Genomic DNA, 14,042 nt, shown 5'->3' with positions numbered 1-14,042 from the left:
ATGGAGCTCTCTTGGATATTAGTGGCACTTCTCTCATTTGGTGGAGGATTTATTGGTTCCATGATGAGCGGAGGCAGCGTAGTTATTCTATCCCTCTTAAAGTTCCTAGATGTGCCGACGAAGATTGCTATTGGGACCTTAAAGCTCACTATAGCAGGCTTAACACTGGTTTCAATGCTGACTTACTTTAAAGGTGGTGCTGTTGATGTTAGGATTGCCCCTGCTTTAACTTTCTCATCACTTGTAGGCGCGGTTTTAGGTAGTGCTTTCTTCCTCTCGCTTCCAGAAAAAGAGGCAAATTTACTCGTAGCAATTTTTCTTACAGTAGGAGTTTACTTCACCTTAAAATCTAAACCGAAGTTCAAGAGAAACTCTCAAAAACTAAGCAGAAAAGCAGTACCGATAATTGGTTTTCTCATAGGCTTTTACATTGGAATTTTAGGAGTTGCATCCACTTTAATAGTTATAGCGGCTTTGGGACTGTTTTTTCGTTTAGACATGCTCAAAGCCAACGGAACCGCAAAAATGATAATTTTCGTTAATAACTCAATAGCAGCACTTACTTATGCTTCAAAAGGCAGTATTGATTACCACACTGCACTTTTAATTTTAGCCCCACTTTTATTGGGCTCTTGGCTCGGAGCTAAAACTGCCCTAAAAATGGGCGACAAAAAGCTTAAGGTAGTTTTTGCGGCTATAGCGCTATTAACAGCTTTAAAGCTCATAACTGAACTGTTTTGAGCGGCTTTAGAAAAAACAGGTTTTGGTGCGGTGGCCGGGATTTGAACCCGGGTCACCGGCTTGGAAGGCCGGTGTCCTAGACCAGGCTAGACTACCACCGCAGAATGGTGGGGCGAGGGGGATTTGAACCCCCGACACCCGGATCTTCAGTCCGGCGCTCTCCCAGGCTGAGCTACCGCCCCGCGCCCAACTAATAGAAGGAAGGAATGCCTTTATAAATCTTGCGGTTTTAGGAAGTGAACATTTTAGAGCATTATCCCTCAGACAAAAATTCAAGAATCTTTGCCCTGATCTCTTCTTTATCCATTTTTGCAATCCCCTCTAGAGTACGCTCCCTTTCAAGCTGGATGATAAACTTATAGCCTAAATAATACCCCAAGAACTTCTTCCCAAAGATTTCGAACCAAGAGCCGAAAAACCTGTTTAGCGGCTTTTTCTCTTGCAAATACTTCAAAAACTCAGCCTTTATCAGTGCTTCATTCCCCTCGCACCACTCAAACCAGCCCTCTTCCTCGAGGTGCCAGGGCCTACCGATTACCCAATCTTCTATTCTTTGGGCAAACCCTTCAGTATAGAGCCAAAATACCTGCTCTTCCTCAATATTCTCGATGTTCTCTCCCCTTAACAGCCAGTGGACAAGATGCCCAAACTCATGGGCCGCTAACCCTCCAACCATATCAAACCAATTAAGCTCCGCAATGTTCTCGAGGCCAAACAAAATGGCCGGCTTACCTTTAAATTCCGTAACCCACCCCGCTCCATTTCCTAAGCCAACATAAATCACAATATGATACTCATCTAAGAAAGGAAAGAGTCCATTTATCTTTTCCTCAACTTTTGGAATGACCTCACTAAGCCTATCATGAGCGAGCTTGAGCTCATCAAGCGCCCTCTTCCTTGGAATAACAAGGTATTTATGCCAATCCTCGCCATATCTCCCATAATCTTGCTTAATCTTTTCAAAGAGCTCCGGATACTCGTTGATATAAGCGAGCCACGATTCTTCACTGCCGTCCCAGTACGCAAGAAATTTGGAAAAGGTATCAAACATCATACTCTCTCCTTCCCCCACTCAACTATTGCTCTGTGGAACTCCTCTCCCCATTCAGGGTCCTCAAAGATTTCATGGTAAGCCCCTTCAAACTCCCTCAGCGTTTTGTCTTCCACTTTGAGCTTTTCAAACAGCTTTCTCGCACCTTCTGGAGGCGTAATAACATCTTCTGTTCCTATAAGAATGAGGACGGGCACTTCTATCTTTTCAGCATCTTTATGAGCTTTTTCCAAATTCTCAAAAAGGTCTTTTCCTAAAGCCGCTGAGATTCTATCATGGATGAGCCTATCTTTAATGTATCTCTCCACAGCTGCTCTACTGCGCGATAATAGATTGGGCTCTATGCCATTGTTCAAGGTAAGTGAAGGTGCAACAGTCCCCAAAATCTTCGCAATCCAGACCATAAAGCCCGGCGTTTTAGGGCTTTTAGCCAAAGCGGGTGAAGAAGCTATGACACCTTTAATCTTCTTTGGCCTCGTCTCGGCATACCTCAAAACAGTTAGCCCGCCCAAGCTGTGCCCAAAGAGGAGAGGCTTTTCTCCAATCTCTTCAATGATTTCGTCTATAATCTTCATAGCCCGCCCTATCGTTGCGTGCCCTCTCTTGCCTTCGCTTTTCCCGTGTCCAGGCCAATCGAAAGTGTAAACAGCAAACCCCTCATCATTCAGCATTTTTATTATCTTTGCATACCTCCCGCTGTGCTCCCCAAGACCGTGAACCAAAACAACCCATCCTCTCTTAGGCTCTCCAAACTTGACTTTATACACCATAAAGCACACCAAAAAAATTTGAGCATAAAAGTTTAAAAATGTGCCCCAAGTAGTTTGTTAGAGCATCGAAGCCTATTATAGAGACTTACCTAAACTTTTCAGCTTATCCTTTATTTCACCCGGTAGTTCTTCGTAAATCTCATTTAGGGCATTGATTAACTCCACCAGCTCGGCTGCATTTAAATACGTTGTTTTCTCCCCAAGTTCAACAATTAGAGCCGTGTACTCTTCGGGCTTAACCTCTTCCAGCTCATCGAGGTGCTCATTCCTCCTTGGAATTAAGTTGATCCCACCAATCTGCCTCGCTCCCCAAATATCAACCTCTTTCTCGTCCACTTCCCGTTGGATTGGGCAATCTAAGCGCTCTACGAATATTTTGATGTCTACTATTGGAGTGCCGTCGTGGGCATCTATCCAATCAATGAAGAGCGTATTTCCCTCGATGCGGTGGATTTGGACGGTGTAAAGTGCAAGAGGATTCGGTCTAACGGGAGAACGAGTGGCAAAAACACCTGTTAGAGGATTCTCGGGATTGTTGTATGGGTGAACTTTTAGAATTTTCCGCCTTTCTGGATTGTCGCTTTCGTGGAACCATAGAATTAGCTTAATCCAGTCGCCTTCGTTTAAGCCTTCAATAGCCTCGGCAAATTCAGGATAGATTTCGAGGAAAGTTTTCCCTTCCAAGTGTCTAACCACACCCACTGGGGCCAGATTAAACTTTTCCATCTCTAAACCTCCGTTTTTGTTTTTAACTGCCAGCCATCGATGCTAAATCTCCCCATCCTCTCAAAAACGTATAGGATAAGCTCTTCAAGCGCTTCAACCTTTTCCTCCTGCATAGCATTCAAAAACAGTGCAACAAACTTTTCATCAGGGAATGGCTCGAATAGATAAGCCTTTCTAAACTTTTCATTAGTGAACAGGCGATAGACTTTACTCGCTGGAGGGACTTCAATGCAGAGGAACTTTGAGTAAACTTCAAGGGCTCTGCTAAGGGTTAGGTGGTACAAATAGAAAAAGCTCGGGTCATTTCTTTCTTTTGCATCCTTTACTCCATCTAAGCCGTCCCAAAGGAAATAATTCGCCGTCTCAATCCAAACCTTGTCGGGCTTTTGAAAAGGCTTTTTCATGTACTCCAGCGCTTCTTTCTTAAGCTCCTTAGCTATGCCAGTTTTATCAAAGAGAACTTTTCCAATTGTGATGATCCTCGCAGCACTTCTTCTGTTCTGTTTAAAGTCTTTTTCAAAATAGTGTCTGATCTGTCTGGGCGGATTTGCAAAGTATTCGATTAAAACACCGTCAATTACTTTATTTCCCCGCTCACGCCAGTCAACACTGTCGGAAAGGATGATATAAACATCAACATCAGAGTACTTAGTTTCCATACCTATTGCATAGCTCCCCGTGAGCAGAGCAGCCTCAACAAAGTCTTTTTTCTTCCATTTCTCAAGGAACTTTTCTAAAGCGAGTTGCCAGTTCATTTTTGCTCCCCAATCGAACTTTAATTCATCTCTAATTAACCTTATGGTGTTTTCCAAATTTCTGAGGCAAAAAAGATACGCTTGCCACTATATTTGGCTTGGAAATCTGGGGAAGCAGGGCATGTTCATTCCGACAAAGTGCTCGAAGGGGTGAGTTTTCTTTTCCCATTATCCACCTTTGCTTGCACTCTGAGAATTATCAAACGAAAATTTAATTCAAAACCCAAAAAGAGGAAATTAAGGGGACTTATGTCCCGTGCTCCCAGCTCTCCAAATATTTCTTTTGCTCTTCAGTGAGCTGCTCAATCTCAATGCCCATGGCTTTGAGCTTAATCCTCGCGACCATCTCGTCAATCTCCCTTGGGAGGACGTAGACCCTGTTTTCGAGCTTCTCGTGGTTGTCCCTGATGTATTTGGCGGCCATCGCTTGCAAAGCGAAGCTCATGTCCATAATCTCAGCTGGGTGCCCATCAGCTGCCGCTAAGTTCACTAAACGCCCTTCCGCAAGGAGGTAGAGCCTCCTTCCATCTTTGAGCTTGTACTCGGTTATGTGCGGTCTTGGATTGTTTATCTCCACAGCCAAGCTCTCCAAGTCTGGCTTGCTTATCTCAACATCGAAGTGGCCAGCGTTTGCCATTATTACCCCGTCCTTCATGACCTCGAAGTGCTCTCTCCTGATACAGTTTATGTCTCCCGTTGATGTTACGAATATGTCTCCAACTTTAGCGGCTTCGTTCATTGACATCACTAAGAAGCCGTCCATTCTTGCCTCTAAAGCCCTAATCGGGTCGACTTCCACGACTATAACCGTAGCTCCAAGACCCTTAGCCCTCATGGCTATTCCTCTTCCGCACCAGCCGTAGCCAACTACAACGACGTTTTTACCGGCTATAAGAAGGTTTGTGCTCCTAAGTATGCCGTCCCATGTTGATTGACCCGTTCCGTAGCGGTTGTCAAAGAGATATTTGGTGTAGGAGTCGTTAACGGCTATGATTGGGAATCTAAGCACTCCATCCTTCTCCATTGCCCTAAGCCTTATCACACCTGTTGTGGTCTCTTCGCTTGCACCCCAGATGTTTTCTATCAATTCTTGCCTCTCCTTAAGCACTGTTGAGACCATGTCCGCGCCGTCGTCTATGAGGATGTTTGGCTTGATGTCCAAAGCCTTGTGCATGTTTTCGTAGTACTCCTCTCTGTTCTCTCCTCTAATGGCGTATACTTTAACTCCGTTCTTTGCCAAAGCCGCCACAACGTCATCTTGCGTGCTCAATGGATTGCTGGCGGTGGCGGAAACCTCTGCTCCCCCAGCTTTGAGCGTCAATAATAGGAAGGCCGTCTTCATCTCTAAGTGCAAACAAGTGGCAATCTTCAACCCTTTAAAGGGCTTTTCCTTCTCAAAATCCTTCCTTATGCTCTGCAAAACAGGCATGAAGCGAGAGACCCAATCTATCTTCTTCTCTCCCTCTGGTGCCAAACTAATGTCCTTAACACAATAATCTCTCGTGCAGTCCATGCTATCACCAGAGGATAATCAAAAAAGAAGTTAAAAAGGGTTTTTATAGAGGTAATAGAAAAAGAACAAATCACTCCTTTTCGCGCATAACCTTTGCAATCTTGTATTTCTTGCCGTCGCACTCGAATTCGCCGACAATTTCGAGTATCTTGACGATATCACCTTCAAAAAGCCCCTCGGGCTTGACGACGCTTTCTTTATCAATATCGCTGCACTCCACAAAGCTCAAAGTTATCTTTGAGCCCACTATTGCATACCTTGGGTCTATTGCAACTTCTATCGCAGGTTCTACAACATCAACTACTCTAACTTTGCCTTCATGGAGAGGACAGGAGTGCTCTATGTTTCTAATCCTGAGAACTTTATACCTCCTTCCGGGCTCTAAATTCCCAACACAAACTCTTGCAAGTCTGCAGGTCTTACACGGGTCAGCAGGCCCATAATAAATGAACTCTACCCCTGGTTTTGCCAATTTTTCACCAACTAACGTGACCACCATTTTAACACCTCCTCAATGAACAATGATAGTCAAATAATTCCGGTTATTTTAGCCGCTTTTTCAGCAGCTTCCTTAGTTAAGCCTTCTTTCCCCAAGATGGTGTATCTATCCGGCCTAATTGTGTGTGCAATCGTCAAAGCCTCAATGATGTACTCCGGTTCGATTCCTAATTCGTATGCATTTGTAGGTGCGTTGACTCTTTTTAATGTATCCCTAATCTTCTTCCAGTTTAAGCCGTGCAGGTAAGCCATGACAATTGTTCCTATGCCGCATTGTTCGCCGTGAAGTGCCGGTTTTTCCAAGAGCATGTCCAAGGCATGGCTAAATAGGTGCTCCGCTCCGCTTGCTGGCCTTGATGAACCGGCTATGCTCATTGCAACACTGCTTGAGATTAGACCCTTGACAACTTTTCTAACACTCTCCTCGTTGCCAAGCCTTATCACATCGGCGTTTTTAATAACCATCTTGGCGCTCATTAGCGAGAGTGAAGCCGCATACTCGCTGTAGTATTCCCCCTTAAGCTTGTGAGCCAATTGCCAATCTTTTACAGCGGTTAGATTTGATATCATATCCCCCACACCAGCTGCTAAAAAGCGGTAGGGGGCGGTTTTGATTACCTTAACGTCCACTATAACCGCTATAGGAGGCTTTGCTTTTATGGACGTCTTTGCACCCAAATCTTTGATCGAAGCATTTGCACTCGCTATTCCATCATGAGAAGCGGTAGTTGGGAAGCTTATAAACGGGATATCCGCTTTAAATGAGCTCAGCTTTGCAACATCGATTATGCTTCCACCGCCAACACCTATTATCCAGCCTATTGAGTTGTCTTCTATGAACCTAATTACGCGCTCTACTTCCTGCATAGTTGGAGCTTTGATTGTGAGCGCAGAAACATTAAAATCCTCCTTTAAGTGTTTCTCAACCTCATTTCCAGCAATTTTCTTAGTTTTTTTGCCGTAGAGAATAAGAGCTCTTTCGTTTAATTTTAATCGCTTCGCAACTTCGCTTACTTTATCTTTTAAATTCTCACCCAAAATGACTTCACGGGGAAGCTCCATCAAGTGCATCTCACACCACTCCTAAGCTAAAGTATTGTTTTTGAAACTTAAAAACCATAGGGTTGAGAGAAAAAGCTTTAACGTTGGATGTGAACAACTAATCGGTGGTAAAATGGGAGTTGGTGAGATTTTCAGAGAATACTTTGTAAACCCAATTCTTTACAATACGGGATACAATATCGTGAATACGCTTACATACGCAATAATCCTAGGTCTCGCCGCTATGGGCATTTTTAAGGTCCTCAAAAAGCTTAACGTTAAATATGATAACGCTTTTTTTAGAGCACTCATTCCTTACATGATTTTGGGAGCATTTTCGAGAGCACTAACCGACGCTACAATAATCCCCAGGACTTTCCTAACTGTAACACCGGGCATATACTTCATGACTTTCATAATAACTTTCTCCGCTCTGCTGATAGCAATAAAAGCTTCTGAAGACTGGAGGAGAACATTCCTATACTTTGGATGGGCTTTGGTTGGTCTGGACTTGCTTTTGCTTATCACGCACCTTGACAAGGTCAATCTAACTGCAGAGCCGTTAAAGTACTTCATACCCTTCCTATTAGTTGCTGTGGGGGTAATTTATGCCCTTTCAAAGAGGATACGCTTAATTGAGGAGAATTCCTACATATTCTATGCTCACTTTTATGATGCCACCACAACATTTGTAGGCGTTGACTTTATGGGATACTGGGAGCAGCACGTCTTGCCGAGATATTTGATCGATTTAACAGGCACTGCGGCAGTAATGTACCTCCTAAAATTCACTGTCCTACTCCTAGCCCTCTACATAATGAGGGAAATCCAAGAGAGCGAAAGCGACAAAGAGCTGATGGATTTCATAAAAATGGTAATATTCATTCTCGGCTTTGCCCCTGGAACGAGAAACTTGCTTAGAATGTTAATGGGGGTTTAAGAATGTATGAGTGGAATGAAATTGCCCTGCAAATAGCAAAGGAAGTTGAGAAAGAGATTTTGCCCCTCTTCGGGAAGCAAAAAGCTGGAGAATTCATTGGCGTAAGTCCAAGTGGAGATAAAACGAAATTAGTGGATAAAATCGCCGAAAATGTTATTTTAAACTATTTGGAGCCTTTAGATGTGAATATCGTGAGTGAAGAGGTAGGAACTGTCGATAAAGGGAGCGATTATACAGTAGTAGTTGATCCTTTGGACGGTTCTTACAACTTCATACGCGGGATTCCCATATTTGGATTTAGCTTTGCAGTGTTTAAAAAAGACGAGCCATTTTACAGCATGATATATGAGTTTATGACAAAAAGCGTTTATGAAGCCATTCCTGGCAAAGGTGCGTACTTAAACGGGGAACCCATAAAAGTTAGAGAGATGAAAGAAGGAGCAGTAGCTTTAAACTTCTATACGAGAGGCAGAGGGATAGGGATACTCCAAAAAATCAAAAGAACGAGAGTTTTAGGTGCGATAGCCGTAGAGCTCGTCTATTTGGCCAAAGGAGCGACCGATGGCGTTGTAGACATAAGGAACTATGTGAGGCCTACGGACATAGCCGCTGGAGTGATGATTGCAAAGGAAGCAGGGGCAATAGTGACCGATGATAAAGGAAAAGAGCTCAAATTTAGCCTGAGTGCAGCGGAAAAGACCAATATAATAGCCGTAAACGATGAGAGGCTTTTAAAGATGATATTAGATACCATAGGGTAGAAGCGAAAACTTTAAAAATCAATGTTCACGAGCTATATTGGGCGCGCCGGGGTAGCTCAGCCTGGTCAGAGCGCTCGGCTCATAGGGTTGCTCCCTTCGGGGGAGCCTGAGAAACCGAGAGGTCCGGGGTTCAAAGCCCCGCCCCGGCACTATCCTATCAAACTTTTCTGGAGAGAGTTTTCATCAAAAGGACAAAATTTTAAAGCTGACTTTCTAATGCTTCGATATGTTGCTGACCAATCATGCCAAAGAGCGAATAGCAAAGAGGCTTTCTAAGCGGAGGAAGCTGGATAGGATATACTCTTCACTCTGGGCTTTTCTTGAAAAGGCTCATGAGATCAAGGTAAACGAAAAAGTGAGTATATTTACAGACAAGAGAAAAAGCCTCGTGTGTGTTAAGCTGAACTCTAAAATTTTAACGCTGGAGGAACTTAAGGAGGAGGTTTCAAAAATAAATGATGCCTATGAGTGTGTTTTCTTTGGAGATGAAAAGTTTGCTAAGATTACTCTCCCAAAAAAGTTCCTGAGCGAGATTGAGGATGGAGTTTACCACTTTTACATCAGCAAAGAAAAGAAAGCCCTTTACATTGGAGAGGTGCCTCCTTTTTTGGTAATAACACTGAGGCCTGCTAAAAGGCATGAAAGGGGCATGGAAAGACCAGACATGAGTGAATGAGTTTAATTCTAATGAAACCTTGAATTTAGGAGATTTTTCATCAGAAAAGCTTGCGTTGGTGCGGGGGGTGGGATTTGAACCCACGAACCCCTACGGGACGGGACCCTCAATCCCGCGCCTTTGACCAGGCTCGGCAACCCCCGCACGAGCCGATTTATTCTCCTCTCAAAAGCCCTTATAAACTTTTCTATTGGTATTAACCGAAAAATTTATAAAGGGTTTCTTCTCCTTTATGGATTGGACGCGACATGGGCCGGTAGCTCAGCCTGGTTAGAGCAGCGGGCTCTTAACCCGCAGGTCCGGGGTTCGAATCCCCGCCGGCCCGCCAACAGCGTTTCTAAAGGAACGTTTTAACGAAATAAAGAGAGTTGAGAAAATTGAGTTTTGAAAATTTAGGACTTTCAGGGAATACCCTAAAAGCTGTAAAAAGGAAGGGTTTTAAAAAACCAACTGACATCCAAAGAGAAGTTATTCCAAGACTTCTAAATGGAGAAAAAGACCTCATTGGGCAATCTCAAACGGGAACTGGTAAAACAGCTTCTTTTGCACTCCCACTCATTGAGCTGATTGAGGAGAAAAACAGACATGTGCAGGCTATAGTATTAGCCCCAACGAGGGAGCTTGCAATCCAAGTTGCTGACGAGATAAACTCGCTAAAGGGTAAGAAAAAGCTGAGTGTTCTCCCAATTTACGGAGGTCAGCCAATAGGGCCTCAAATTAGGGCATTGGAGAGAGGTGTGCACATTGTAGTTGGCACTCCTGGAAGGGTGCTCGACCACATAGAGAGAGGCACTTTGAGACTTGAGAACATTCATTATTTTATTCTCGATGAAGCAGATAGAATGCTCGATATGGGATTCATCGATGACATTGAGGAGATTTTGAGGTATACTAATGAGAACAAGCGTGTTCTCCTGTTTTCTGCGACAATACCAAGGGAAATTTTAAGGTTAGCACGAAGATACCTCGGCGAGTATGAGGTTATAAGAACAGAAGAAGAGAGCTTAGCGCCCAATTTGGTCGAGCAGGAGTACTTTGAAGTTGCCCCCTCCAAAAAGTTTGACCTTCTCTGCAGCCTCATTGGGGAGGGCTTTCATGGTATAGTTTTCTGCCAGACTAAAAAGGAGACGAGGGAGCTTTCTAAAAGGCTCGTTAAATTGGGTTACAGGGCTGAAGCTCTAAATGGCGACATTCCTCAAAGGAGCAGAGAAAACACCTTGAGGCGCTTCAAAAACAAAAGGACTAAAGTCCTCGTCGCTACGGACGTTGCCGCGAGGGGAATTGATGTTAACGACCTGACGCACGTCATAAACTATTCCCTACCCCAAAACCCCGAGGACTACGTCCACAGGATTGGAAGGACGGGGAGAGCAGGGAAGAAAGGTAAAGCGGTAACGTTTATTCGCCCTGGAGAATATAGAAAGCTCAGGTACATAGAAAAGATGGCAAAAGTGACGATTAGAAAGGGCAAAGTCCAGAACAAAGGCGTTGAAGCAGTAATGAAGAGGGAAGTAAAGAAGCACATAAGAAGAGGGAGCGAAGAATACATGAATATGGCTAAAGAGCTGTTGAAGGAAAACAGTGCGGAAGAAGTCGTTAGTGCTTTGTTGAAGATTGCTATGGGCTAAATGCATCAACATCAATTAGCAAAAGTTTCTTATGGCGGGCCCGGCGGGATTTGAACCCGCGACCTTCGCCTCCGGAGGGCGACGCTCTATCCATACTAAGCCACGGGCCCTCGCTACTAACTAGCTACCCCAAAATAAAAGCTTTTTGAATAAGCGAATAAAGGAGAAAGGGAATCAAATGTTCTCTCTCAAATCAATTATGTGTTCCATTTCCGGGCCGGTCTTTATCAGGCCGACGGGAACACCTACGCGCTCCTCAATGCCCTCAATGAACTCTTTAGCCCTTTGTGGGAGCTTGTCGTAGTCGGTGACGCCAAATGCTTCGCTGTCGTACTTGTCAAGCATTGTTATTGCGAGCATTGTGGCACCGTTGACCCTTGCGGAGTAGCGTGCGAACTCATAGTCAAACCATCCAACTCTTCTTCTCCTTCCCGTCACTGTGCCGTACTCCACTAGGCCCATTTTATCCGCCTCTTCCTCGCTCATCTCCGTTGGGAATGGGCCCGCACCAACGCGCGTTGGGAAGCTTTTGAACACCACGATAACATCATCTATCCTCGTTGGGCCGACTCCAACGTCACTCGCTATTGCTGAAGCGCTCGTATCCTTCGATGTAACGTAAGGATAACTTCCATAGTAGAGGCTTAATCCAAAGCCTTGAGTTCCCTCTATGAGGACTAAAGCACCTTCATCGAGCGCATCATTAACCTCTTGAGCAACATCCGTTAAGTATGGCTCGAGCTCCTTAATGTCCTTTGCCTGCTTTGCTATTCTCATGATCCTATCTGCATTTGCTGGGCCGCAACCGCTTCCTGTGGTTCCTATTTTACCGTGAAGGTGAGCGTTAGACCTATCCAGTTCTTTGTGCTGGGGCTCTATGATTGTGCACCTGTAGTCAATGCCCACCCTCTCTTTGACGTTGAAATCCTTGAGGTGCTCAAGCTCATGGAAGAAAACATCAGGATCAACTAAAACTCCGGCACCAACCAAAAGCCTTGCTTTAGTTTGCATAAAGCCTGTTGGCAATTGCCTTACCGCGTACTTGATGCCGTTTATGTAAACGCTGTGTCCAGCGTTTGTTCCTACTCCACCTCTTGCTATAACATCGGGTTCATCTTTTTGGGCAAGATAAGCAATTATAGAACCTTTTCCTTCATCTCCCCATTGACCGCCGACGACTATGTAGCTTGGCATTTTTTCTTCACCTAAAAGGGTTATCCATAGGTATGTAGGTGGCATCTTTAAAATGATTGTGGTTGAAAATTGACAAGAAAATGTTAAACTTCCCTCACCATTACAACCCACTTGCCTTCGGTTCCTACTTTCTTAAATCCCCAGCGCTCATAGAAGCGTATGGCATTTTCGTTTTTTACTCCAACTTCAAGAGCTATCTTTTTGCATCCTTTTAAATAATCTAAACAGGCCTCCATTAAAGCACCGCCGACATGGTGGCCTTGATACTCTTTATCAACCACGAGCTCCCCGATATAGCCAACCCTTTCACCCAAAAACTTATGATACCAGTCCCTCGCGCAGACGGCAAAGCCTACTATGTTATCCCCAATTTTAGCGACAAAAAAGCCATCTCTCATTTTTTTCAGGTACCAGCTTAAGTACCTCCTAGCATATCCCACGCCTTCTCCACCGTACTCTCTTAGCCCATCATAACCCTGCATGTAAATCTGAACTAACCTCTCAAGTATCTCCTCATTCCACTCCTTTAGCTTCTCAATTTTTAGACCATTCATACCTATTTGAAACTGAATGCAAAAGGATTTATAAATCCTTAGTTGGTTGTAATAGACAGATTTTTATCCTCCGGTACGAAGGTATAAGTGAGAAGGAGAAGGTGATAGTGATGCCAAAGAAACAGCCCAAACTCTGTGAAATCTGCGGTGCTCAAATAAGAGGGCCTGGACACACCATAAAGCTCGAAGGAGCGGAACTCTTAGTCTGCAACAGCTGTTATGAAAGATACTCAAAGAAAAAACCCGGAACCTGGAGCCCTATGCCTACAGGAAGAGAAAGGAGAAGAGAGGTTTCAAGACCAAGACCTAGACCCAAAACAATGCCCAAACGCGAGAGGCCGCTATACACCGAGGACATTGTTGAAGACTACGCTGAGATAGTGAGCAACGCCATTAGAAAGAGCGGACTGAGCTATGAGGAGCTCTCCCATAAAGTCGGACTTTCCGTCAATGTGCTGAGGAGAATTGCCCACGGCGAGTACATGCCTACCATCGATGATGCCAAGAAGCTCGAGAGGTACTTTAAGATAACACTCATTGAGCGTGTGGAAGAAGTCCACGAGGAGAAAGCAAAGATTCCAAAGGACTACGAGCCAACTCTGGGCGATATAGCGAGGATTAAAGTTAAGAAGAGAAAGAAGTGATCACTCTTCTTCGTCTTTACTTTCTCTTCTAATTTCCTTAGGCTGGTGGAAGCCTTTGAGCTTCTCGAGAGTGCCCCAAAGGCGCAGAAGTTCACCGTGAACCTTGCTCTGGGGAGGTATTACTATTATGTGAGCTGGAGGATGAATTTCCCTCAAGCGCCCTATTGCTTTTGCAGGGGGCAGGTCTATCTGTGCTACTACATGAGCGCTGTACCTTTTTTTGGGCTTCTCTCCCACCACTTTCTCAAAAGCCCAATCTGAGAGTGCAGGAGGAACTATCCTTGGCTCTCCCCTAATCTTCATCCCGCCGTATCTCACAAGATCAGCTAAGGCCACCATGGCCTTTTGGAAGTCGTCTGTTCTCACTAAAACCATCGTGTTTTTCATGATTCCTCACCATCCATAACTTCTTAGAGCCCCTATTTAAATGTATGCCCATGGAGTTCAATTTTAAACACTGAGAGTTGGAGTTACTACAATAATAAGCAGCTAAAGATGAACAAGAGTTAGTTTAAAGCACTAGATTTTGTCCTTTTATACGGTTAAGTTT

16 protein-coding genes and 6 tRNA genes are annotated in these 14,042 nt (G+C 44.4%); 8 read left to right on the top strand and 14 right to left on the bottom strand.

What is annotated here, in order from left to right; translation table 11 throughout:
• The gene (locus PAP_RS05340; RefSeq protein WP_048165037.1) at positions 1-741 is read left to right on the top strand and encodes a sulfite exporter TauE/SafE family protein; all 741 of its coding nucleotides are present in this window, start codon (positions 1-3) and stop codon (positions 739-741) included.
• 23 nt (positions 742-764) lie between these two features.
• On the opposite strand, the gene PAP_RS05335 is transcribed toward PAP_RS05340, so the two are convergent.
• From PAP_RS05335 to PAP_RS05295, 9 genes are all read right to left on the bottom strand, one after another.
• Positions 765-842, bottom strand: a tRNA-Gly gene (locus tag PAP_RS05335).
• Between the two features lie 4 nt (positions 843-846).
• A tRNA-Phe gene (locus tag PAP_RS05330) sits at positions 847-923 on the bottom strand.
• Between the two features lie 71 nt (positions 924-994).
• Positions 995-1,795 carry a hypothetical protein gene (locus tag PAP_RS05325; protein WP_048165036.1) on the bottom strand — a complete coding sequence of 267 codons (801 nt, stop codon included), beginning with the start codon at positions 1,793-1,795 and terminating at the stop codon, positions 995-997.
• Positions 1,792-2,562: an alpha/beta hydrolase gene (locus tag PAP_RS05320; protein ID WP_048165035.1), complete on the bottom strand. Its 771-nt coding sequence runs from the start codon at positions 2,560-2,562 to the stop codon at positions 1,792-1,794. The genes PAP_RS05325 and PAP_RS05320 overlap by 4 nt, the downstream gene beginning before the upstream one ends.
• Positions 2,563-2,637: 75 nt before the next feature.
• Positions 2,638-3,288 carry a tRNA (N6-threonylcarbamoyladenosine(37)-N6)-methyltransferase TrmO gene (gene tsaA / locus PAP_RS05315; RefSeq protein ID WP_048165034.1) on the bottom strand — a complete coding sequence of 217 codons (651 nt, stop codon included), beginning with the start codon at positions 3,286-3,288 and terminating at the stop codon, positions 2,638-2,640.
• 2 nt (positions 3,289-3,290) lie between these two features.
• Entirely contained in the window at positions 3,291-4,043 is a 753-nt protein-coding gene (locus PAP_RS05310; RefSeq protein ID WP_048165033.1) for a nucleotidyltransferase domain-containing protein, read from the bottom strand.
• 247 nt (positions 4,044-4,290) lie between these two features.
• Positions 4,291-5,556: an adenosylhomocysteinase gene (locus PAP_RS05305; protein ID WP_048165032.1), complete on the bottom strand. Its 1,266-nt coding sequence runs from the start codon at positions 5,554-5,556 to the stop codon at positions 4,291-4,293.
• Positions 5,557-5,626: 70 nt separating this feature from the next.
• Positions 5,627-6,055: a UPF0179 family protein gene (locus PAP_RS05300; protein ID WP_048165031.1), complete on the bottom strand. Its 429-nt coding sequence runs from the start codon at positions 6,053-6,055 to the stop codon at positions 5,627-5,629.
• A gap of 29 nt (positions 6,056-6,084) precedes the next feature.
• Entirely contained in the window at positions 6,085-7,125 is a 1,041-nt protein-coding gene (locus PAP_RS05295) for an NAD(P)-dependent glycerol-1-phosphate dehydrogenase (protein ID WP_048165030.1), read from the bottom strand.
• A 103-nt stretch (positions 7,126-7,228) separates the two neighbouring features.
• Here PAP_RS05295 and PAP_RS05290 point away from each other — a divergent pair, with 103 nt between their 5' ends.
• From PAP_RS05290 to PAP_RS05275, 4 genes are all read left to right on the top strand, one after another.
• A complete protein-coding gene (locus tag PAP_RS05290; protein ID WP_048165029.1) occupies positions 7,229-8,035 on the top strand; it encodes a DUF63 family protein in 807 nt (268 codons plus the stop codon).
• Between the two features lie 2 nt (positions 8,036-8,037).
• Positions 8,038-8,796, top strand: a complete 759-nt coding sequence (locus tag PAP_RS05285; RefSeq protein ID WP_048165028.1) for a bifunctional fructose-bisphosphatase/inositol-phosphate phosphatase — start codon at positions 8,038-8,040, stop codon at positions 8,794-8,796.
• Between the two features lie 45 nt (positions 8,797-8,841).
• Positions 8,842-8,945: transfer RNA gene (locus tag PAP_RS05280), tRNA-Met, on the top strand.
• A 77-nt stretch (positions 8,946-9,022) separates the two neighbouring features.
• Positions 9,023-9,472: a hypothetical protein gene (locus PAP_RS05275; RefSeq protein ID WP_048165027.1), complete on the top strand. Its 450-nt coding sequence runs from the start codon at positions 9,023-9,025 to the stop codon at positions 9,470-9,472.
• A gap of 56 nt (positions 9,473-9,528) precedes the next feature.
• Here PAP_RS05275 and PAP_RS05270 read toward each other — a convergent pair.
• Positions 9,529-9,616, bottom strand: a tRNA-Leu gene (locus PAP_RS05270).
• Positions 9,617-9,722: 106 nt separating this feature from the next.
• Here PAP_RS05270 and PAP_RS05265 point away from each other — a divergent pair.
• Together PAP_RS05265 and PAP_RS05260 are read left to right on the top strand one after the other, a co-directional pair.
• Positions 9,723-9,800, top strand: a tRNA-Lys gene (locus PAP_RS05265).
• Positions 9,801-9,849: 49 nt separating this feature from the next.
• Positions 9,850-11,100 (top strand): DEAD/DEAH box helicase, encoded by a 1,251-nt coding sequence (locus PAP_RS05260; protein ID WP_048165026.1) that lies wholly within the window; start codon positions 9,850-9,852, stop codon positions 11,098-11,100.
• Positions 11,101-11,132: 32 nt separating this feature from the next.
• Here PAP_RS05260 and PAP_RS05255 read toward each other — a convergent pair.
• The 3 genes from PAP_RS05255 to PAP_RS05245 all read right to left on the bottom strand — a co-directional run bounded on the left by PAP_RS05255 (position 11,133) and on the right by PAP_RS05245 (position 12,848).
• Positions 11,133-11,210, bottom strand: a tRNA-Arg gene (locus tag PAP_RS05255).
• Between the two features lie 64 nt (positions 11,211-11,274).
• A complete protein-coding gene (locus PAP_RS05250; RefSeq protein ID WP_048165025.1) occupies positions 11,275-12,294 on the bottom strand; it encodes an adenylosuccinate synthetase in 1,020 nt (339 codons plus the stop codon).
• An 83-nt stretch (positions 12,295-12,377) separates the two neighbouring features.
• Positions 12,378-12,848, bottom strand: coding sequence for a GNAT family N-acetyltransferase (locus PAP_RS05245; RefSeq protein ID WP_048165024.1), 471 nt, complete (start codon positions 12,846-12,848; stop codon positions 12,378-12,380).
• Between the two features lie 110 nt (positions 12,849-12,958).
• On the opposite strand from PAP_RS05245, the gene PAP_RS05240 reads away from it, so the two are divergent.
• Entirely contained in the window at positions 12,959-13,492 is a 534-nt protein-coding gene (locus tag PAP_RS05240) for a multiprotein bridging factor aMBF1 (RefSeq protein ID WP_048165023.1), read from the top strand.
• On the opposite strand, the gene PAP_RS05235 is transcribed toward PAP_RS05240, so the two are convergent.
• Complete coding sequence (locus PAP_RS05235) at positions 13,493-13,879, bottom strand: DUF356 domain-containing protein (RefSeq protein WP_048165022.1); 387 nt, start codon at positions 13,877-13,879, stop codon at positions 13,493-13,495.
• Positions 13,880-14,042 lie beyond the last annotated feature (163 nt).

This window comes from Palaeococcus pacificus DY20341 (genome assembly GCF_000725425.1).
In the GTDB taxonomy this organism is placed as follows: Archaea; Methanobacteriota_B; Thermococci; order Thermococcales; family Thermococcaceae; genus Palaeococcus; species Palaeococcus pacificus.
Note: the sequence above shows the minus strand (reverse complement) of the source record. Positions and strands in the feature narration are given on the sequence as shown.